Here is a 19813-nt window from a genome sequence, read left to right as displayed (position 1 = left end):
ACCCAACGGCCTTACGGAGACGGCGGCCCGCCGTTTTCATCCGCTCGTGGAGGCCCGATGCGCGTTTTTCGATCCTTGATGACCCCGCTCGCCCTCGCGGCGCTGGCCGGCATGCTCGGCGCGTGTTCGAACGGCGGCGGGAGCTCGTCGTCAAACGCCGCTGGAACGACGGTGAAGATCGGCATCGACTTGCCGACCTCGGGCGGCGACGCATCGGTTGGCCTGAGCACGCAACAAGGCGCGCTGCTGGCAATCGAGCAAGCGCAGAAGAAGGGCTTACCGGGTGGGCTCGGCCTAGCGGCGTACCCGCTCGACGACGCGGTGCAGGGCGTGCACAGCCCGCAGCAAGGCGTCGCGAACGTACGCACGTTCGCGAGCGACGATGCGGTACTCGCGATGATCGGACCCTACAACTCGAACGTCGCTGCCGCCGAAATCCCCGTCACCAATGCCGCCGGGTTGGCCCAGATCGGTCCGTCGGTCGTGAGCGACGGATTGACGATGGGCGATGCGGCGAAGATGCTGCGACGCGCGAATCCGACCGTTAACGCGTTCTTTCGCGTTTGCAGCACCGATTCGCGGCAGGGTTCCGCGCTCGCACAGTTCGCACGCAAGCTCAACTATAAGAGCGTCTATATCATCGACGACAACGAAACGTACGGGCTCGATTTGGCGAACCGGTTCGAACAAGATTTCAAAGCGCTCGGCGGCAGCGTACTCGGACACGATCATCTGGCAAAGAACACGCAAGACTTTAAGGCGTTGCTCATCAAGGTGGCCGGCGTAAAACCCGACCTCGTCTTTTACGGCGGCGTCACCAGCACCGGCGGCGGTTTGATTCGCAAGCAGATGTTCGGAACGGGCCTCGGCAAAGTGCCGTTCATGGGAGGCGACGGCATCGCCGATCTCGCGACCGTTGCGGGAAAACTCAGCGACGGTACCTACTACACGCTGGCGGCGCCCAACGCGGAGAAACTCCCGGCAGCGCAGACGTTTGTGAAAGACTACGTCGCCCGCTACCATACGCCGATCGGTCCCTACAGCGCGAACGCCTATGCGGCGGCCGAAGTCGCCATCAACGCCGTGGTTCTCGCAGCCAAAGCCGATGGGAACAAGTTGCCGACGCGCGCCCAAGTGCTGGCGCAAGTCGCCAAGACCGACGCGCTCGCTACGCCGATCGGGCCGATCGGATTCGATGCTAACGGCGACGTGAAGAATCCGGTCATTAGCCTCTACGGCTTCAAGAACGGCGTTCCGTACTTCATCAATCAAATCAACCTCAAAACCTAAACGCCGCCGATGCACGAATTCCTGGCCCAGCTCATCAACGGTCTTTCGCTTGGCGGAATCTACGCGTTGATCGCGCTCGGTTACACGATGGTCTACGGGATTATCGGTCTGATCAACTTCGCTCACGGCGACGTCTACACGCTCGGCTCGTTCTTCGCACTCGCGATCTTCGGGTTGCTCGGCGTCAGCGGCGAGCTGCACGGCGTGGCGCTGATCGTGGACGTGACGATCGCGCTCGTCGGCGCGGCCTTGCTCTGTGGCTTAGTCGGCGTGCTGATCGAACGGCTGGCATACCGGCGCCTTCGCAACGCGCCGCGTCTCGCGCCGCTCATTACGGCCATCGGCGTGTCGTTTATTCTCGAGAACCTGATGCAGCTCTGGCGCGGGCCGGCGCCCGTCGCGTTTCCGAGCGTGATCCCCAATCCGACCTTGCACGTTGCCGGGATCGGCATCGCGACGCAGCAACTCGTCGTGATCGCGCTCGCCATCGTTATGATGACGCTGCTGCAACTGTTCGTGCATCAGACGCGAATCGGTAGGGCGATGCGCGCGACGGCCCAGGATCGCGAGGCCGCGCAGCTTATGGGTATCAACATCAATCGAACGATCGCCATTACGTTTCTCGTCGGCAGCGCGCTCGCCGGCGTGGCCGGCCTCGTCTCGGGCGTCTACTACCAGTCCACGTGGTTCTTCAATGGATTCGGCGCGGGGCTCAAGGCCTTTACCGCGGCAGTGCTCGGCGGGATCGGCAACCTCGCCGGCGCGATGCTCGGCGGGTTTCTCATCGGCATCATCGAGTCGTTCGCGACCTGGAAGCTCGGCGGGCAGTGGAGCAACGTTACCGTCTTTGCGATTTTAATTCTGGTGCTGGTCTTTCGGCCCGCCGGATTGCTCGGCGAGTCGCTGCCCGAAAAGGTATGATCTACCTCTACTTTCTGGTCACGATTGCCGTCGTGATCGCGGCGGAGCGGCTGCGAAACCGCCGCACGAAGACGATCGTGTATTTGGCGCTCGGCGCGGCGCTCTTGCTCGCACCGCTGCTCGATCGCAACGACTCGACGTACAATATTTTAGCCGACGCTGGTATCTTCGTGCTGCTCGCGCTCGGCCTGAATATCGTCGTCGGTTTCGCGGGCCTGCTCGATCTCGGGTATGCGGCGTTCTTCGCGATCGGTGCGTACACGTACGGGATGCTTGCGAGTCCGCAATTCGGGTTGCATCTTCCGTTTTGGGTGCTGCTCTTCGTCGCCGCCGGGCTAGCCGCACTCTTCGGATTGATCCTCGGCGCGCCGACGCTGCGCTTGCACGGCGATTACCTGGCGATCGTGACGCTCGGCTTCGGCGAGATCGTGCCGCAGATATTTCAAAACCTCACCAAGTATACCGGTGGACCCAACGGCATCAGCGCGCTCGATTTCCCTTCGTTTTTCGGACGCTCGTTCGGGCAACGCGCCATTCCCTATTACTACGTAACGCTCGCGCTGATTGCGATCGGGCTGTTCCTGGCGCGTAATTTACGCGACAGCCGTTTGGGACGCGCGTGGATGGCGATCCGTGAAGACGAGCTCGCGGCCAAGCACATGGGAATCAACACGACGCTCGTAAAACTCGCGGCATTTTCACTCGGCGCGTCGTTCAGCGGCTTGGGCGGCGTGGTCTTTGCGGCGAAGCTCAGTCTCGTCTCGCCCGATCTCTTTGCGTTTCAAGTCAGCGTGCTGATCGTCTCGATGCTCGTGCTCGGCGGTATGGGCAACATTCCAGGCGTGGTGATCGGAAGTTTGTTGCTGACGCTGGTCAACAGCGTCGTACTCCCGCAGGCGAATGTGCTGGCGACGGGCATCGGACTGCACGTCGATTTCAGCAACTACCACTTTTTCATCTACGGCGCGATCTTGGTTGCGATCATGCTCTTTAAGCCCGAGGGACTGCTTCCCAGCCGCCAACGGCGTGCCGAACTTCGCCACGCCGCCGTGCCCGAAGGATCGGTACCGTGAGCGCGCTGCTCGACGTAAGCGGCGTCGGCAAGACGTTTGGAAAACTCGTTGCTGCGAACGACGTGTCGTTCGCCGTCGAAAGCGGCTCGATCGCGGCGATCATCGGACCCAACGGCGCCGGCAAATCGACGGTCTTCAACACGATCACCGGTATCTATCTGCCGACGACCGGCAGCGTCTCGTTCGACGGTTCGCGAATCGACGGCCGGCCCACGCATGAGATCGCGGCGCTGGGCATCGCTCGCACGTTCCAAAACATCCGGCTCTTTTCGTTCATGTCCGCGCTCGACAACGTGATGGTCGGCGAGCACGCGCGCATGCACGCGCGCATCTGGGACTCGCTCCTGCACACGCCTTCGCAGCGCGTCGAAGAACGCAAGACGAGCGAACGCGCCCGCGAATTGCTGGAGTTCGTCGGCCTCGACGGCGTTCGGGAATCGTACGCGCGCAATCTGCCGTACGGATCGCAGCGCCGGCTCGAGATCGCGCGCGCGCTCGGGAGCTCGCCGAAGCTGTTACTGCTCGACGAGCCGGCGGCCGGCATGAACCCGCGCGAGAAGCACGATCTGGCCGGCTTGATTCGCGCGATTCGAGATCGCGGCGTGACCGTGCTGCTGATCGAACACGATATGAGCCTGGTCATGAGCGTTTGCGAAGAGATCACGGTACTCGATCACGGCGAATGCATCGCGCGCGGAACGCCGGCGCAAGTGCGCAACGATCCGCGCGTCGTCGAGGCCTATCTGGGCGCGCCCGCCGAGAGTGCGTCGTGAGTTTGCTCGAAATCCACGGGCTCGACGCGCACTACGGCGGGATCCAAGCGCTGCGCGGCGTCGACCTGCACGTCGACGAGGGTGAAATCGTCGCGCTGCTCGGCTCCAACGGCGCCGGCAAGACGACGACGCTGCGCGCGATCAGCGGCTTGCTCAAACCCTCGGCCGGCGGCGTGCATTTCGACGGACGCGACCTGCGCCGCCAAACGCCCGACGAGATCGTGCGTCTAGGAATCGGCCATTCGCCGGAGGGGCGGCGCGTGTTCGCGCGTATGACCGTTCGCGAAAACCTCGACGTCGGCGCCTATACGGTCAAGTCGCGCGCGCTCGTCGCCGAGCGGCTCGACTACGTGCTCGCGACGTTTCCGCGCCTCGAGGAACGCCTCGAACAATCGGCGGGCACGCTCTCGGGCGGCGAGCAGCAGATGCTCGCGATGGGGCGCGCCCTCATGAGCGGCCCACGTCTGCTCTTGCTCGACGAGCCGTCGCTCGGACTCGCGCCGATCCTGGTGCAAACCATCTTCGGCGTGATTCGCGAGATCAACGCACGCGGTACCACGGTACTCTTGGTCGAGCAAAACGCGCGCCAAGCGCTACGCATCGCGCGCCGCGGCTACGTACTCGAAACCGGCAACATCCGCTTCGAGGGCGCCGGCAACGATCTCCTCAACAACCCCGCCGTCGCCGAAGCCTACCTCGGCACGGCGTGAAACGTCCGATCGCGTTCGTGTCGTTTGGATCGTGCCGTCTACAAGTACCGTCCCCCGACCGTTCGACAACCCCGTCCTTCGACAAACTCAGGATGACAAAGGGGCTCAAGTTTTTCTCACTCGCCCCCTTGTCATCCTGAGCCTGTCGAAGGACGACAAAGTGCACGCCCCTCGAGCAAGCTCGTCCCCTCGACAAACCCGTCCTTCGACAAGCTCAGGATGACAAGGGGAGCTGCTTGCGAGGGGGACGAGTGCGTTGCGGCGGGCCTCTGAGGGAGGAGCGGAGCCAGGATGGCGGGAGCGACGACGAAGGGAGCAGCTTTTTCGCACGATGCGAAAAAGCGGGCGTCCCGCAGCAACGCACTCGTCCCCCTCGCAAGCCCGCACGCTCACGGGCTATGAAGCTGCAGCGGCCACAGGGGAGACGCAGTCGCCGTGGACCATCGTTCCGCCGACCATCGTGCCGATGACGTGATAATCGTCGTTCCAGAACGAGAGATCGGCGCGTAAGCCCTTCGCGATTCGGCCCAGGTCGCTCTCGTAACCGAGAAGTTTCGAGGGCGCGTGCGTCACGGCCGCGATCGCCTTGGCAAACGAAATCTCCGTGTACGTCATGTAGTTGCGCAGCGATTGATCCATCTTGACGGCGCTGCCGGCAATCGTGCCGTCTTCGGAGCGCATCACGCCGCCTTCGACGCGATAGCCCGGACCGGCCGGCGGCATTAGATCGGTTGCGAGGATCAGCCGGTCGCCGATCGTGCGGTGCAGAATATCGACCATGACCGGCGCCACGTGATGACCGTCGCAGATCAGCTGCACCATCGTGCGCGTATCTTGAATGAAGGCCGCGAGAATCGACGGTTCGCGGTGATCGAGCGGCAGCATCGCGTTGAACGCGTGCGTGAGCGAACGATAGCCCATGCCGATCGCCAGCATACCTTCGCGATACCGCGCGCCCGTATGTCCCGCCGAGCAAACGCAGCCGTGTTCGAGAAAGACGCGCGCGGCTTCACCGGCGCCGTCGATCTCGGGCGCGAGCGTTACCATCAGACACGCGCCTTTACACGCATCGACCATCGCTCGGGCGCGCTCTGCCGATGCGGGAATGATCCACTCGGCGCGATGGACGCGTCGAAATTTCGGATTGAGGAACGGCCCTTCAAAATGAATGCCCAAGCAACGCGCTCCGCGCGGCTCGTCCTCTTCGAGCTGATGCGCCGCTTCGACGACTTCGCCGGCAGCGTGCAGCATCGATTCCCAAGGAGCCGTCATAATGCAGGCGACGAATGCCGTGGCGCCCTGGCGCGCGTATTCGACCGCCGCAACCGGCACCGCGTATCCTTGATCGCGATTGAATAGAAACTCACCCGCACCGTGCGTGTGGAGCTCGATGAGTCCCGGGGCGATCGTCGTACCGGCGGGGAGATAAAAGTCGCTCGGACCGTCGGCGGGAAGAACCTCGCTGATTCGACCGTTCGCAACGACCAGGCGACCGTAGGTAGATGACCCATCGCCGATCGCAAGCGTCGCGGGGCCCAGGGTGAAACGGTCAGACGTGGGAATTGCCTCCTTCGCCGTGCACGCCGAATGCTTCGTCGCAGCCCGGCGTACTCCCCACATTCGGGAGCGCTGTAGAACCCAAATCTACTTCCCGAACAAACGCGCGAGCAAACCTGTTTTTGCTTTTTCGCGAACGACGGATGTTGCAACCGCCGCCGGTGCGGCCGCCGCGCGTTCGAGACGGGCTAAACGCGCCATATGAGCCTCCGCATGCCCTTCGAGCGTGGAGATCAGCGCATCGAGTTCGTTCCATCCGGCGGGCGCGCGCCCCTCGCGCTTCGCTTGCGAATATTCGAGCGTCGAGATCGTAAAGATGCGCTGCGATTCGATGTTGTGCTCTTGGAGATACTGCTGCGCGAGCGCGACGACGTGGCGCCGTTCGGATGCGGACTCGTTGTCTGCAATCGTGTGCGCGAAGAGCATCGGCTTGCCGAGCTCGGCCACGCGCTCGTAGATCGCGAGTTCGCGATCGGAGAGCTGACGCGAAAAGAGGCAAAGCACCTCGCTCGAAGCCCGAGCCGCCACGATGCAAATGTCTTCGGCCATCGGATCGCCCGTATCGAAGGCCGGCGCGTGCACGAGCACGAGCTCGCGCGGGAGTTTCCACGGAACCAAAATCAATACGGGATTGCGGGTGGCTTCATCGAGTGCCGACTCGATCTCGACCTCGCGCCACTCGCCGCCCTCGTGTAACGCGAACGCCTGCTCTTGCTCGCCATAGCGTACGTGAACGGGGTACGCGATGACGCCGGCCGTCTCGTCGGCCAAAACGCGGCGACCGGCGACGGTGTTGATCAGGCTCGATTTTCCGCGCCGCAGCGCGCCGAGAACGGTCACGCGCCACCGCTGCGGGCGCAGCCCGCGTCCGTACGCCTCGCGATCGAAGATCTGCTCGACGTGCGCGCGCCGGATCGCCTCGGGGCCCGCGTCGGCGGGCGCGATCTCTTCATCGCGCGTGAGAAACGCATCGACGGTCTCGCCGACGCGCGAAAGAAGCGCGGCAATCGCTTCGCGCCGCGCCTGCAACTGCGCGACGACGTTCGCGACATCGCCGCCCTGCGCCCGAACCGCCAGGGCGCGCTCGATGGTTCCGATCTCGGCCTCGCGCCGGCGCTCGGCTCCTCCGGCTAGCTCGGCATCGTAGCCATCGTACATGCGCGCGAGCTTCGCGGCCGTGTCGGCACCGAACGCCGCGATCTCATCGCGCAGTTGCGGAAAGATCGTCGCCCGCAAATCGGCCGTAAGCTCGCGTTTCATATAGCTGCCGGGCGACGCCCCGGCGAAGCGCGCGGAGATCTCTTGCACCAGTGCGATCGCGGGTCCGCCGATCGCTTCGAGTACGATCGTCGCGGCGATCGCGTCGCGGACGTCGCCGTTCCACACGCTCGTGCCCGGCTCGGCTCCGAACGAAAGCGCGGCAGTATCGGCGAGGGCGAAGCGCAGTGGAACGAGCGCCGTCCCGCGCACGACGGCAGCGTCGAGTTCGGCGCAAACGGCCGCGGCGACCTCGTTTGCGAACTCACCGACAACCTGCGCGAGCGCGCGGTCGACGAGGACGTGCAAACGCGCGCGATCCCGCAGCCGCGCGATGTCCGCGGTGTCGAAGGTTTGCCCGAGCGCGCGTTCGATATCGTCGATCAACGCCGAGGTCTGCCGCGCGAGCGTCTCTTTGCGCGCGGCGGCGATCGCACCAAGCGCGCCGCGCTCGGCGGCGACGCCGAGGTCGAGACGTTCGAGATCGGGCAGGAGCAGATCGCGGCGAGCGCTCAGCGCGACCGGAGCGAGCGCGAGCATGGCGAGGTCGCGTTCGATTTGAACGAGCGCGTCGCCGGCCGCTTCGCGCACGCGCTCGTTGATGCGGCGCAGGCGCGATCGGCCGGTCGTCTTGATGAGCGACGCGTCGAGCGCGCCGAGAAAGCGTTCGAAGCGGCTCGCTTCGACCAGCGCGGCGTCTTGGCGTAGGACGCCGTCGGCATACTGTCGCGCCGAGAGCGCGTAGACGTACGTACCGGGTGCGTGAACCGCCGCGAGTTGCGCGATGCGCTCGTGCGCGCTCTCCCACGCGAGCCGCCCATCGCGCTGACGCTGGTCCCAAAGATCGATCTTCGTTTGCACGATAAAGATCGAGTCGATGTGTTGGCGGACGATACCGAGAAACGACGCATCGCCCTCGGTAAACGGCTGCTGCGTATCGATGAGGTAGAGGACGGCGTCGGCGGCCGGCAAGAACTGCAGCGTCGCGCGACGATGCGCCGGATTGACCGAGGCGAGCCCCGGCGTATCGGCGACCACGAAGCCGCGCCCTAGAAACGGCGAATCGACTTTAACGACGACGCGAGTCGGTGCGCCGCGATCGTCTTGCGTCGCGCTGTGCACGGCGCCGGCGTCGCTCGTACTGCCGGCGACCGCCACGAAGTTGGAGAGGCGGTCGAGCGGGATTCGCTCGGAGCGGCCGTCCTCGTAGTACGAATAGGCTTCGTTGACCGGCGAGTATTCGAGTTCGGTGATCGTCGCCGTCGACGGATTGATGTCGGTCGCGAGCAGGCCGACGATTTGTTCGCGACCCTGCACTTCCTCGTAGCGAAACTTCCCGAGTAACGCATTGAGCAAGAAGGACTTGCCGCTCGAGAATTCACCGACGACCGCGAGGACGAATCGCCCGCGCTCGAGACGCAGCCGCGCGGCTTCCAGGTCGGAGCGCGGCTTCTCGGGTAAGAGTGCTTCGAGTTGCGATAGTTGCGCTACGATGTCGTCGCGGACGGCCTCGTACCGCGCCATGGCATCGGCGTCGATCTTCACGCGGCGTTACGAGCGGATGAGCGCGAGTGCCTCGTCGCGGTTCTTTTCCATCAGTTCCTTCGTATCGCCCTCAACGTTCAACCTCAATAGGGGCTCGGTATTCGACGGGCGGATGTTCATCCACCAATGCGGGTATGAAATCGTGACCCCATCGAGGTGATCGATTGCGGCGTCCTTGTGATGCGACTCGATTTGCGCCATCTTAGCCGGGATGTCTTGAACTTCGCTGTTTATTTCGCCCGAGCGAAAGCGCGTGTCGATCGGAGCGATCACCGCGCTGACGTTCTTATCGGTCTCGCTGAAGACTTCGAGGCATTGCATCAGCGCGATCATGCCCGAATCGGCGTACCAGTTTTCCTTAAAGTAAAAGTGTCCGCTGTGTTCGCCCCCGAAGATCACGTCTTCGTCGCGCATCGTTTTCTTGATGAGCGAGTGACCGACTTGCGAGCGAATCGGGACGCCGCCGCTGCGTTCGATGACCTCGGGCACGCTGCGGCTGCAGATCAGGTTATACAGGATGCGGCTGCCCGGGTAGCGTTTGAGGGTGTTGATCGCCACGATGGCGGTGACCATATCGCCGCCGATCAAGCCGCCGGTTTCGTCCACGATGAACATGCGGTCCGCGTCGCCGTCGAAGGCGACTCCAAGGTCGCAGCCGTGTTTGCGAACTGCCGCTTGAAGATCGATCATGTTCTCCGGTTCGATCGGGCTCGCCGGATGGTTCGGGAAACTCCCATCGAGTTCGAAATAGAGGGGAATGACTTCGCACGGAAGATGCTTGAAAACGTGTGGAACCGTAAGGCCGGCCATGCCGTTGCCGGCGTCGATTGCGATCTTGAACGGTTTGATCTTGCTTGCGTCGATAAACGAGAGGCAATGCGCCGCGAAATCCTCGAGGATATCGCGCTCGCTAACGGACCCCGGAGTTGCGGCCTTGGGCGGCAGGTTTCCGGCCGCGATCGCATCGCGGATCGTCGAGAGGCCGGTTTCGAGCGAGATGGCCTGCGCGCGATCTTTGGTAAACTTCATCCCGTTGTATTGGGCGGGATTGTGAGAGGCGGTGATCATAACGCCGCCGTCGTAGCCGTATTTGCCCACCGCGAAGTACAGCGCATCGGTGGAGACCATCCCGATGTCGACGACGTCGGCTCCGGCCTCGGTCGCTCCGCGCGCAAACGCTTCGAAGAGCTTTTCGCCGGAAGGACGCATGTCGCGACCCACGACGATCGTCTTCGCGCGCAGGAGCGAGGCGAAGCAGCGGCCGATCTGATATGCCGTATCGTCATTGAGTTCGGCCGGATAAATCCCGCGAACGTCGTAGCTCTTGAAAATAGCCGCAATTTGCTGCGTTTGCATGGCAATCGACGTTCGGAGGGCACTTTGAGGTCACCTATCTCGAAGGGGGGCGCGTGAGGCGAACGCCGCTTTGGCTCGCGCCGATTCTCCGCAGCGCCGGCACGCTTACGGCGACGGCAATCCTCATCGTAGCGCTGGCCTTTGCAGTCAGCGGCGCTTTTAGTACGCGCGCGCAGATCGCGGCCTCTTACACCGAGCAGCAGCACCTGCAGAACGCCGAGCTCACGCTGCAGGAGATGCTCAAACTTCAGCTCGATGAAGAGAACTATATCTACGCCTACGCGATCGCGCACGATCCGGGTTCGCTCGACGCGTTTCGCGCTACCTCGACGCAATTCGATACCAGTCAGCGCGAGTTGCGCGCGGTCCTGGTCGCGCAGAAACTAACCCCGGCGCTCGGCGCTTTCGACGATTATCTGATCGCGCACGCGGATTGGCACCACGAAGTCGCGCAGCCGCTGCTCGCGCATCCGAGCGCGAATGCGAGCCGGATCGACAAGCGCGGTAAGGTTTCGATCGACGAAGAGAGCCAGGACGCCCGCGCGATCGCCGCGCTGCTTCACGATCGCAGCACCCGCATCGCGAAAGAGACGCAGGATCAAATCAATCGAACGCTCTACTGGCGCGCGTTTTGGCTGATCGTCTTCGGATTGCTCGCCGTGCTATTCAATGCGTACCGTTCGCGGCTGGACCGCGCACTCGAAGAGGAGCGGACCACCACGCGGACGCTGCAGCGAGCGTTTAAGAGCGAACACGTTCCGCTCCCCAACTGCGAGATCGGCAGCGCCTACGCTTCGGCAAGCAGCCACTTGGCGGTCGGCGGCGACGTCTTCGACGTCTACCAGCTCTCCGAGCGGCTCGCGCTTCTCTTGATCGCCGACGTTAGCGGAAAAGGCGTCGATGCGGCGGTATTGACGGCGTTCATCAAGTTCACCATCCGTGGTATCGCGCTGCGGCGTCGCGATCCCGGATCCATCCTTGCGGAGTTCAATACGGCGTTTCCTCGCACCGTGGCCGACCCATATCTCTTCGTCTCGATGTTCGTGGGGATCCTCGACACGCAGGCGCTGCGTCTTCAATATGCCAGCGCCGGGCACGATTCGGCCTTCATTCGACGTTCCAACGGCGTGCAGCAACTCGCGGTCACCGGGCCCGTGCTCGGCGTGATGGAGGAGCCCTTCGACGTCAAGACCGTCTACCTCGACGACGGCGATACGGTCGTGCTCGCGACCGACGGCCTTACGGAGGCCCGCGATTCACACGGCGCGCTGCTCGATAGTACGGGCGCGATGGCGTGGATCGAGCATTCGAGCCGAGAACCGCAAGCGCTGGCCGACGAGCTGATCGCACAAGTGCGCGCGCGCGGCGGCAACGCGATGCGCGACGATCTGGCGATTCTGGCAATTCGCGTGTGCGAACCGCGCCTCGACGAAACGGTCGAACGTGGGTAGGCGCGTGCTCGCCGCGTTATTCGCGGCGCTCGTTGCGACGTCGGGATTGGCGATGGCCGATTGCCGCGTGAGCAGGGGGCAGCGAGTCGTACTTTTCGGCGGGGCCGACGATCCCGACGTACTGGTATGGGATAATAAGAACCGCCTTATCGAATATGCCGGCGGCTCGTCGGACACGCGAAAGTTCTTAACGCCGCACGCGGTCCTCGCCCGGCCGGGGACGATCGTCGTCGTGCAGGAATGCACGTCCGACGTCGTTCATCCGAAATTCCGTTTCACGACCGACGACGCGATCGGCGTGCAGATCGCGAGCGGCCCCTACCGCGGGAAGTACGGCTGGGTAACCGCCGCCGACGTGCGCGGCGCCGGAATTCCCGAGCGTTCGGATCCATGGTAGCCGGCGCGCCGAAGAGCGCCTCGCTGTTGGCGGCGTGTCCGCTCGCGCGACCGGCGCTCGGCGGGTGCGCGTGGTGCGGGCAACCGTTGCCGCCGCGGCGCCGAACGTGGTGCAGCGATCGCTGCGGTACCTCGTTTTGGAAGAACCATTGGTGGACGCTCGCGCGACGAGCGGCCAAACGCCGCGACAAGTACCGCTGCACGCGCTGCGGCCACGCCCTTCCCAAACGCGGCTGCACGCGCGCGCAACGCAAGAGCGGGCGGCTCGAAGTCAACCATCGCGAACCGTGCCGTGGAGCGCACGCGCGCTTGAGTTGCGCCCATCACCTGGAGAATCTCGAAACGCTGTGCGTCCCTTGCCACCAGGAACACACCTCCGCTATTCGCGTCGCGCGCGTTACTCGCGCCGGCTGACCGCAGGAAACACGCGCAGCGCGCCGCTCGGAGCGTGCACGATCTCCATCGGTACTCCGTAGGCCTGTTCGAGCCGGCCCGATTCGAAGACGGCCGCCGGCGTATCGATCGCGAGCATCTTTCCGCAGCCCAGCAGCATGATGCGGTCGGCAAATTCGGCCGCTTCGTTGAGATCGTGGAGAACGCAGACCACGCTCTTGCCGGCGAGCACTTGCTCGCGTAGCAGCGCGAGGATCGAATGCGCGACGCGTACGTCCAGATGACTGGTCGGCTCGTCGAGAAGCAGCACCGGGGCTTCCTGCGCGAGCCCGAGCGCCAGCCAAATGCGTTGCCGTTCGCCGCTCGAAAGCGTGACGAACGCGCGGGCGGCAAACGCGCGCATCCCAACCGCGTCGAGCGCGCGTTCGATCGCCGCGCTGTCGACCGCATCTTCGTGCCATTGCCACCAACGATGGTAAGCGTACCGGCCCGTCGCGACGACGTCGCGCACCGTCAGGTGCTCGCTAAAAAGATCGTCGCTTGCCATGAAGGCGATCGTGCGCGCGCGCTCGCTCGGCGACAAGCGGGCGATCTCGCGACCCGCGATGCAGAGAGTGCCGGATTCGATGGCGCGCGTTCCGGCCATCGCTCGGAGCAACGTCGTCTTGCCGACGCCGTTGGGTCCGAGCACGGCCACGAATTCGCCGGCGCGCACGTCGAAGCTCACGTCGTCGAGCAACGTTCGATCGCCGATTCGCAGGCCGACTTCGCGCGCGACGATCATCGCGGCCGTCCCCCGTCGTGCAGGTAGAGATATAAGAACGTGGGTACGCCGATGAAGGCCAGCAGCACGCCGATCGGCAGTTCCGCCGGTGCGACGATCGTGCGGCTGGCGGCGTCGGCGAGCGCGGTCAACGCCGCGCCGAGCAAGATGGAGGCGAGCACCACGAACCGCGTATCGGAGCCGACGATACGTCGTGCGATATGCGGAACGATCAGTCCGACGAAACCCACGGTTCCCGAAAGCGTTACGGCGCTGGCGGCCAAGAGCGACGAGGCCGCGAGAATCAGCCACTGCGCGCGGTCGACGTTGACGCCCGCGGCGGCGGCCCGCAGGTCGCCTAAACGCAGGGCGTTAAGCGCGGGAACGCTCAAGAGCGCGAGCGCCAAACCGATAAGAACGTACGGCATCGCAAACGCGATGTCGTGCCAGCCCCGCCCGGCTAACGAACCCGCAAGCCAGGAGATGATCGCGGTGCTGTAATCGGAGTTGCGCGAACGGGTGAGAATCGCCGCGATGATCGCCGCAAAGAACGCCGAGAGCGAGACGCCTGCGAGAATCAAACGGTTGACGTCGATGCCCGATCCGCGTCGCGCCAGCGTGGCCACGAGCAGTGCGGTGCCGATGCCGGCGACGAAACCGACGCCCGGTACGAGCGGCGCCGCGACGCCCAGGACGAGCGCCAAAACGATCGCGGCCGCCGCGCCGCTGCTCACGCCGATGAGCGACGGGTCGACGAGCGGATTGCGCAGCATCCCTTGCAGCAGCGCGCCGGAGATCGCGAGCGACGCGCCGACGACGAGCGCGATGCAAACGCGCGGCACGCGCAATTGCCAGACGATCGTGGTGAGATCGTCGTGTGCGCCCGGGTGGGCGAGCGCGCGCACGACATCGTGAAAGGCGAGTGCGGTGCCGCCGACGAGCAGGCTGACGAGCGCGGCGGCGAGCGCCACGAACGTCAAGCCTGCAAGCCGAAAGCCCACGTTAACGGGTCGAGAGCTCCACGACGAAGCTCCGGCCCGGCATCGGATAGCCGCCGATCTCGGCGTACCGCTCGTTCCCGAGATTCGACGCGCGCAGCGTTAAGAGCGCATCGCGGTCGAGCCGAAATCGCACGAACGCGCCGAGATTCGAGTACGTCGCCGGCTGGTCGAAGAGCGGCAGTCTCGAATCGACCGGCCCGCGTGCGCCGGCCGTGCGCATCGTGATTGCCGCGCTCTCGATCGCGGAGGCGGGACGGCCCAAAAAGCCGAGTTCGAGATTGGCGGCGAGGACCGGCCCTCGATTGGGCAAGCGTTTGCCCGAGTAGATGTCGATCGCCGGATCGCTATCGAGATCTCGTTCGCGATAGAGATTCGTGAGGTTGAGTTTCGCGTAATAGCCGCGGATGGGTACGGTTCGAATTGCGAACGTCAGGCCCGCGATTGCGGCGTGACCGACGTTCTGCGGCGTGTAGGTTTGATCGAGGACGATCAGATTTCGTCCGGTAGTGGTAAACCACGTCAGCGTGGCGCCGCCGAGCAGGCCGCGATCGACGAGCGAAACGTCGGCGACGCGCGTGCGCTCGACTTGGAGATTCGGGTTACTGAACCCCGGATAGTAGAGATCGCTTGCGTTCGGCGCGCGAAACGCCGTCGCGGCGTTGGCCTTGAGCGAGAGCTGCGGCGAAAGGCGCAGGATGCCGCCGATCGACGGTGAGAACGCTCCGCCCTGCGCGCCGTCGCGCTCGGCCCGAACGCCGGCGTAAAAACGCGACCCGGTGCGTGCGAGCCAATTTTGCTGCACGTAGATTGCGGTGCGCGCGAATCCGTGTACTTGCAGCGGGGAGCTGCCGTCGTCCACGCGCGCCACGCCGCGCGAGAGGTCGATGCCGTAGACGGTGCGCGTGCGGTCGCTCGAGAGTACGTTACGGAAGTTCGCCTCCACGCGTCCTTCGGTTAGGAGCTGCGCGTAGGGCGGCGGAATTGGCGCGCCGGCCGTAAAGGGATAGTTGGGGCAGCTCGAATCGACCGGGGTGTCGCACGTGTAGACGAACGATTGATGCGTGCCGCCGAGATCGAGCGTCGTCGTTGCGCGAGCGCCCGTACGCGCGAATGCGAGATGCGCGCCGGTATCGACGTCGTTTTCGCGGCTCGTGGCCGAGAGAAACCCGTCGGGCCCCGGTACGCCGAGGTGATGATCGCTCACGCTTGCGTCGAAGGCGGCGCGGATACGCCCGAAGTGACGGTCGAATGCAACGCGCGCCGTCGTCTGCGCGCTATCGGAGTTGGGACGCTCGCCATTGCCCGGCAAGCCGAAATCGTTGCGCGCGATCGTTCGCGAGAAGGAGAAGTTACGCGTTTCGAGGCTCGCTCCGCGCGTTCCGAAGGATCCGGCGAACGCGTCGAGGATCGCTTTGCCGGCCAGCGGCGTTGCGATCACGTTGATAACTCCGCCGACGGAGTCCGCGCCGTAGAGCGTCGAGCCGCCGCCTTCGACGACTTCGATACGTTCGACGCCGGTGGTCGGAATGGAATTGAGATCGAGATTGTTGATCTGCGAGCCGGCAGCCGGGAGACCGTTGACCAGTACCAGCACCTGCGACGTCGAGCTTCCGCGAATGCCGAAACTTGCGGCCGAACCGGTCGTGCCGTAGCGTACGAGATTGACGCCCGGTAACGTGGCGATTGCGTCCGCGATGCTGCGGTACCCGTGCCGGACGATCTCTTCTTTGGTGATGACGAACGTGGTCCGCGCCACCCGGTCGATCGACTCGTCCGAACGATCGCTGGTCACGACGTGCGCGATCTCCGGAGGCGCGCTTGGGGACGGCGAGGGCGCGGGCGTTTCTCGTGCTGCGGCGACGCCGGCGCTGCCGGCGATGATGAAGAGCGCGGCGCAAAGCGCACGCGCATGAAAGCGAGGGATCACTGCAAACCTTCCTTTTTCGCGAGGTGGTTAGAGCAGCGTTTGCGAGTGGTATCCTGACTCGCGGATCGTAGCCTCGATGCTCGGGCCTTCCCGGACAACCGTTGTCCAGTGACGTCGAGCGGCTCCCCGCATACAGTGGCGCGACCGTGCCGGCATCGTACCGGCTTCCCTCGCGCAAACGCGAACCGCATGCTTACGCAGCCGCAGGCGCGGCTTCCTGGTTTCCGGAACGTTCGCGGTCGTGATCAAGCGTTTCGCCCTCCTGGCCGCACTCGCGGCGATGCTGGCGGGCTGTTCGGCCGGCACGGTAGACCGGCGTGCGGGCGGCCCCGGCGTTGCAAAACGCGTCGTTTCGCTGATGCCGTCGTTGACCGCGGATTTATGCCGACTCGGCGCGGGCAAGGCCCTCGTGGGGGTCTCGGAATACTCGCCGACGGCAACCTGCGCGGCGCGCGCGCCGATCGTGGGAAATTTTGCGAGCGTCGACGCGGAACGAATCGTCGGGCTGCACCCCGACGTGGTGGTCGGCATCCCGTCCCAGCAGCGCATGACGCAAACGCTGCGTTCGGCCGGCATCGCGACGGTGTTCTTTAACGACGATAGCTTTGCCGATATTTTCACCGACATCACGGGCCTCGGCCGGCTGACCGGCCATACCGCGCAGGCGCGGGCGCTGGTCGCACGGCTGCAGGCGCGCACCGCGGCGCTTCGAGCGACCGAACGTTTCAAACGCCGGCCGCGGGTGTTCGTCGCGCTCGGCACCGGCCCGATCTGGACCGTCGGCCCGCAATCGTATCTCTCCCAGATCATCGATCTCGCAGGCGGCCGAAATGCCGTCGGGCGGCTGCCCGCGGCATATGCCGAATACAGCGCCGAAGCGTTGCTCGCAGCCCAGCCCGACGCGATCGTCACGGATCGCTTCACGCACCTCTCGACGGTGCTCGACCGCGAACCGTGGCGCTCGCTGCGCGCGGTGCGCGAGCACCACGTGTACGTTGCGCCCGACGAGTTCGAGCGCCCCGGCCCATCCTATAATGAAGGACTCCATTGGCTCATCGAACGTTTACGACCGCTAGCGACCTAACGCGCGCAATCTTGGTCGCGGTCGACGTCGACGATCCGCGCCGCCCGCTCGAACCCGAACTGCTCGAATTCGAAGCGCTCGCCGCCGCATCCGGAGCCGCCGTTATCGAACGCGTGGTCCAACGGCGCGCGCACGTCGATCCCGCGACCCTGGTCGGCAGCGGAAAGGCCACCGAGATCGCGGAGCGAGCGAAGGAACTGGGTGCCAATCTGGTGCTGGTACTCAACGACCTGCGGCCGCGGCAGCGCAAGAATCTCGAGAAGCTGGTTCCCCTGCCGATCGTCGATCGCACGATGCTGATTCTCGACGTCTTCGCGCAGCACGCGCGCAGCCGCGAAGGCAAGCTGCAAGTCGAACTCGCGCAACTGCGCTATCGTCAGTCGAACCTCATCGGTATCGGCGCCGATCTCTCGCGCCTTGGCGGCGGTATCGGCACGCGGGGACCCGGCGAGACGAAACTCGAGGTCGATCGGCGGCGTATCCAGGATCGCGTGAGCGTGTTGCGCCGCGCGCTCGAGGAAGTTCGCAAACAGCGTTCGACGCGGCGCGGCGATACGCGCGAGCGCGAACCGCTCGTGGCGCTGGTCGGCTACACGAACGTCGGCAAGTCCTCGTTGCTCAATCGGCTGGCGCGCAGCGACGCGTTGGTGGCGGATCAGCCGTTCGCAACGCTCGATCCGACGATGCGGCGCGCGTACCTGGGTCCGAACCGGTTCGTTCGCGTGGTCGACACCGTGGGTTTTATCACCGATTTGCCCAAGGATCTGGTGAGCGCGTTTCGCTCGACGCTCGAAGAGTTAAACGACGCCGACGTGCTGGTTCACGTCGTCGACGCGAGCAACCCCGATTGGCCGCGGCAGATGGAGGCGGTAGACGCGACGCTGCGCGACCTGGAGCTTGAGAACAAGCCGCGCATCGTCGTCTTCAATAAGGTGGATGCCGTAACGGGCGAACTCCCACACCTCGCGGGCGCCCTCTACGTGAGCGCGCGCGATGGGAGCGGAATTCCGGAGCTTCTGAGCAGGCTGTAATCCGCTTGCGGCCGGGGGGCGCCGCTCGCGAAACGCCGAACGGAAAGCGACGCCCCATGAAGAGCCTGTACGCCGCCGCCGTCACTATTGCGATGCTCTGCGGCTGCGCGCCGCACTATTCCGACGACGCGTTCGTCGCATCGGTCCGCAAGATCGAACCCTCGGTCGTGCTGCTGACGATGGACGTGCCCGGCGATACGAAGCAGAGTGCGGTTGACGAAGCCTACGCGAGCGGTACCGTGGTCGCGAGCGGCGCGTGGGGCAGCGACATTCTCACGGTCGAACACGCGATCGAGGGAGCGTGGAACCTGCACGTCACCATCGCAAACAAAGAGCGCGTGCCGGCCAGAATCGTCGCAAAAGACGCGGGTCTCGATGTCGCGATCGTGCGCACGAAGCGACCGAATCTGCCGGTCGTGCGTCTGGGCGATTCTAAAGACGCGCAGCCCGGCCGGCAGGTGGGGCTCCTCGGCTATCCGATCCCCGACCAATTCGATCAGGAAGGTTTGGGACTCGCAACCTCGGTCGATGCCGGGCGCATCTCGTCGCTTCGAAAGAACGCGATCGAAGTGACGCTGCCGATTGTGCCGGGTGAGAGCGGGAGTCCGATCTTTTTGAGCGACACGGGGGAGATCGTCGGCATGGCTGAATCGCGATTCGATGAAGAGCATTCGATTGGATTTGCGTTGCCGATTGATGATGTTCGGCGGTTTTTGCATCGGTGGGATGCGGGGCATGGATTGTAGGATTGGCAGGCTTTGGGGGGTTGGGGGCTTGCGGGCTTGCGGGCTTGCGTGGGGGGACGACGTTGTCGCGGCGGGACGCCCGCTTTTTCGCATCGTGCGAAAAAGCTGCTCGCTGACTCGTCGCTCTCGCCATCCTGGCTTCGCTCCTCGCTCAGACGCCCGCCGCGACAACGTCGTCCCCCCACGCAAGCGGGAGTCGCATACCATCGGGGGGAGGGGGATGTCGTCGTCGTCGTCGCTGTTGTTGTCATGCTGAGCCTGTCGAAGCATGAGCTTGTCGAAGCATGAGCCTGTCGAAGCATTGGATGGCCGGCGCGGCGTCCTTCGACAAGGTCAGGATGACAAAGCGGGGCCGTTATTGTTGCCATTGTCATGCTGAGCCTGTCGAAGCATGAGCTTGTCGAAGCATGAGCTTGTCGAAGCGTGGATTTTTTGGGGTGTTTGTTTGTTGATGTTTGAGTGGTGGTGATGGGGCATTTGCCGCTGTTGTTGTTTGGGTTGCTGGCGGCGATCATCGTGCTTTCGGTGATTGCGAAGCG

At 64.4% G+C, this 19813-nt stretch carries 18 protein-coding genes and 1 riboswitch; of the genes, 11 read left to right on the top strand and 7 right to left on the bottom strand.

The genetic code is table 11. The annotated features are described in order from the left end of the window. Positions 1-57 precede the first annotated feature (57 nt). From VIG32_07910 to VIG32_07890, 5 genes are read left to right on the top strand one after another with little or no spacing between them, the layout of a single operon-like run. Positions 58-1290, top strand: coding sequence for a branched-chain amino acid ABC transporter substrate-binding protein (locus VIG32_07910; GenBank protein ID HEY8297930.1), 1233 nt, complete (start codon positions 58-60; stop codon positions 1288-1290). A 9-nt stretch (positions 1291-1299) separates the two neighbouring features. Next, positions 1300-2211 (top strand): branched-chain amino acid ABC transporter permease, encoded by a 912-nt coding sequence (locus VIG32_07905; protein HEY8297929.1) that lies wholly within the window; start codon positions 1300-1302, stop codon positions 2209-2211. After that, a complete protein-coding gene (locus VIG32_07900; GenBank protein HEY8297928.1) occupies positions 2208-3284 on the top strand; it encodes a hypothetical protein in 1077 nt (358 codons plus the stop codon). Before VIG32_07905 ends, VIG32_07900 begins: the two co-directional genes overlap by 4 nt. Next, positions 3281-4057 carry an ABC transporter ATP-binding protein gene (locus VIG32_07895; GenBank protein ID HEY8297927.1) on the top strand — a complete coding sequence of 259 codons (777 nt, stop codon included), beginning with the start codon at positions 3281-3283 and terminating at the stop codon, positions 4055-4057. Before VIG32_07900 ends, VIG32_07895 begins: the two co-directional genes overlap by 4 nt. Before the next feature lie 2 nt (positions 4058-4059). Then, positions 4060-4767, top strand: coding sequence for an ABC transporter ATP-binding protein (locus VIG32_07890; GenBank protein ID HEY8297926.1), 708 nt, complete (start codon positions 4060-4062; stop codon positions 4765-4767). 396 nt (positions 4768-5163) lie between these two features. Here the strand turns inward: VIG32_07890 and VIG32_07885 are convergent, their stop codons facing one another. The 3 genes from VIG32_07885 to VIG32_07875 are packed head-to-tail and all read right to left on the bottom strand — an operon-like array spanning position 5164 to position 10482. Continuing rightward, positions 5164-6387 carry an amidohydrolase family protein gene (locus VIG32_07885; protein HEY8297925.1) on the bottom strand — a complete coding sequence of 408 codons (1224 nt, stop codon included), beginning with the start codon at positions 6385-6387 and terminating at the stop codon, positions 5164-5166. Between the two features lie 24 nt (positions 6388-6411). Further along, on the bottom strand, positions 6412-9126 hold the full coding sequence (locus tag VIG32_07880; GenBank protein HEY8297924.1) for a dynamin family protein: 2715 nt from the start codon (positions 9124-9126) through the stop codon (positions 6412-6414). 6 nt (positions 9127-9132) lie between these two features. Beyond that, a complete protein-coding gene (locus VIG32_07875; protein HEY8297923.1) occupies positions 9133-10482 on the bottom strand; it encodes a hypothetical protein in 1350 nt (449 codons plus the stop codon). Between the two features lie 53 nt (positions 10483-10535). Here VIG32_07875 and VIG32_07870 point away from each other — a divergent pair, with 53 nt between their 5' ends. Genes VIG32_07870 through VIG32_07860 form a run of 3 tightly spaced genes read left to right on the top strand, consistent with a single transcriptional unit; the run spans position 10536 to position 12743 of the window. Beyond that, positions 10536-11933 (top strand): SpoIIE family protein phosphatase, encoded by a 1398-nt coding sequence (locus VIG32_07870; protein HEY8297922.1) that lies wholly within the window; start codon positions 10536-10538, stop codon positions 11931-11933. Continuing rightward, the gene (locus VIG32_07865; GenBank protein ID HEY8297921.1) at positions 11926-12330 is read left to right on the top strand and encodes a hypothetical protein; all 405 of its coding nucleotides are present in this window, start codon (positions 11926-11928) and stop codon (positions 12328-12330) included. The genes VIG32_07870 and VIG32_07865 overlap by 8 nt, the downstream gene beginning before the upstream one ends. Then, the gene (locus VIG32_07860) at positions 12324-12743 is read left to right on the top strand and encodes a hypothetical protein (GenBank protein ID HEY8297920.1); all 420 of its coding nucleotides are present in this window, start codon (positions 12324-12326) and stop codon (positions 12741-12743) included. Before VIG32_07865 ends, VIG32_07860 begins: the two co-directional genes overlap by 7 nt. Here the strand turns inward: VIG32_07860 and VIG32_07855 are convergent. The 3 genes from VIG32_07855 to VIG32_07845 are packed head-to-tail and all read right to left on the bottom strand — an operon-like array spanning position 12727 to position 16413. Then, complete coding sequence (locus VIG32_07855; GenBank protein ID HEY8297919.1) at positions 12727-13506, bottom strand: ABC transporter ATP-binding protein; 780 nt, start codon at positions 13504-13506, stop codon at positions 12727-12729. The two genes, VIG32_07860 and VIG32_07855, sit on opposite strands and share 17 nt — an antisense overlap. Continuing rightward, positions 13503-14486, bottom strand: coding sequence for an iron ABC transporter permease (locus VIG32_07850; protein HEY8297918.1), 984 nt, complete (start codon positions 14484-14486; stop codon positions 13503-13505). The genes VIG32_07855 and VIG32_07850 overlap by 4 nt, the downstream gene beginning before the upstream one ends. A 1-nt stretch (position 14487) precedes the next feature. Further along, positions 14488-16413 carry a TonB-dependent receptor gene (locus tag VIG32_07845; GenBank protein ID HEY8297917.1) on the bottom strand — a complete coding sequence of 642 codons (1926 nt, stop codon included), beginning with the start codon at positions 16411-16413 and terminating at the stop codon, positions 14488-14490. Positions 16414-16438: 25 nt separating this feature from the next. Further along, positions 16439-16618: riboswitch (cobalamin riboswitch) on the bottom strand. 36 nt (positions 16619-16654) lie between these two features. Between VIG32_07845 and VIG32_07840 the strand changes: the two genes are divergently transcribed. Genes VIG32_07840 through VIG32_07830 form a run of 3 tightly spaced genes read left to right on the top strand, consistent with a single transcriptional unit; the run spans position 16655 to position 19274 of the window. Then, positions 16655-17497 (top strand): helical backbone metal receptor, encoded by an 843-nt coding sequence (locus VIG32_07840; protein HEY8297916.1) that lies wholly within the window; start codon positions 16655-16657, stop codon positions 17495-17497. Further along, complete coding sequence (gene hflX, locus VIG32_07835) at positions 17461-18528, top strand: GTPase HflX (protein ID HEY8297915.1); 1068 nt, start codon at positions 17461-17463, stop codon at positions 18526-18528. The genes VIG32_07840 and hflX overlap by 37 nt, the downstream gene beginning before the upstream one ends. Positions 18529-18584: 56 nt before the next feature. Beyond that, entirely contained in the window at positions 18585-19274 is a 690-nt protein-coding gene (locus VIG32_07830; protein ID HEY8297914.1) for a serine protease, read from the top strand. A gap of 333 nt (positions 19275-19607) precedes the next feature. Here the strand turns inward: VIG32_07830 and VIG32_07825 are convergent. Beyond that, the coding region (locus VIG32_07825) for a hypothetical protein (GenBank protein ID HEY8297913.1) at positions 19608-19813 on the bottom strand (206 nt) is incomplete at its 5' end.

The sequence above is a fragment of the Candidatus Baltobacteraceae bacterium genome (assembly GCA_036559195.1).
Classification (GTDB): domain Bacteria; phylum Vulcanimicrobiota; class Vulcanimicrobiia; order Vulcanimicrobiales; family Vulcanimicrobiaceae; genus JALYTZ01.
The sequence above is the reverse complement of the archived record's forward strand: the minus strand, read 5'-3'. Positions and strand labels throughout refer to the sequence as shown.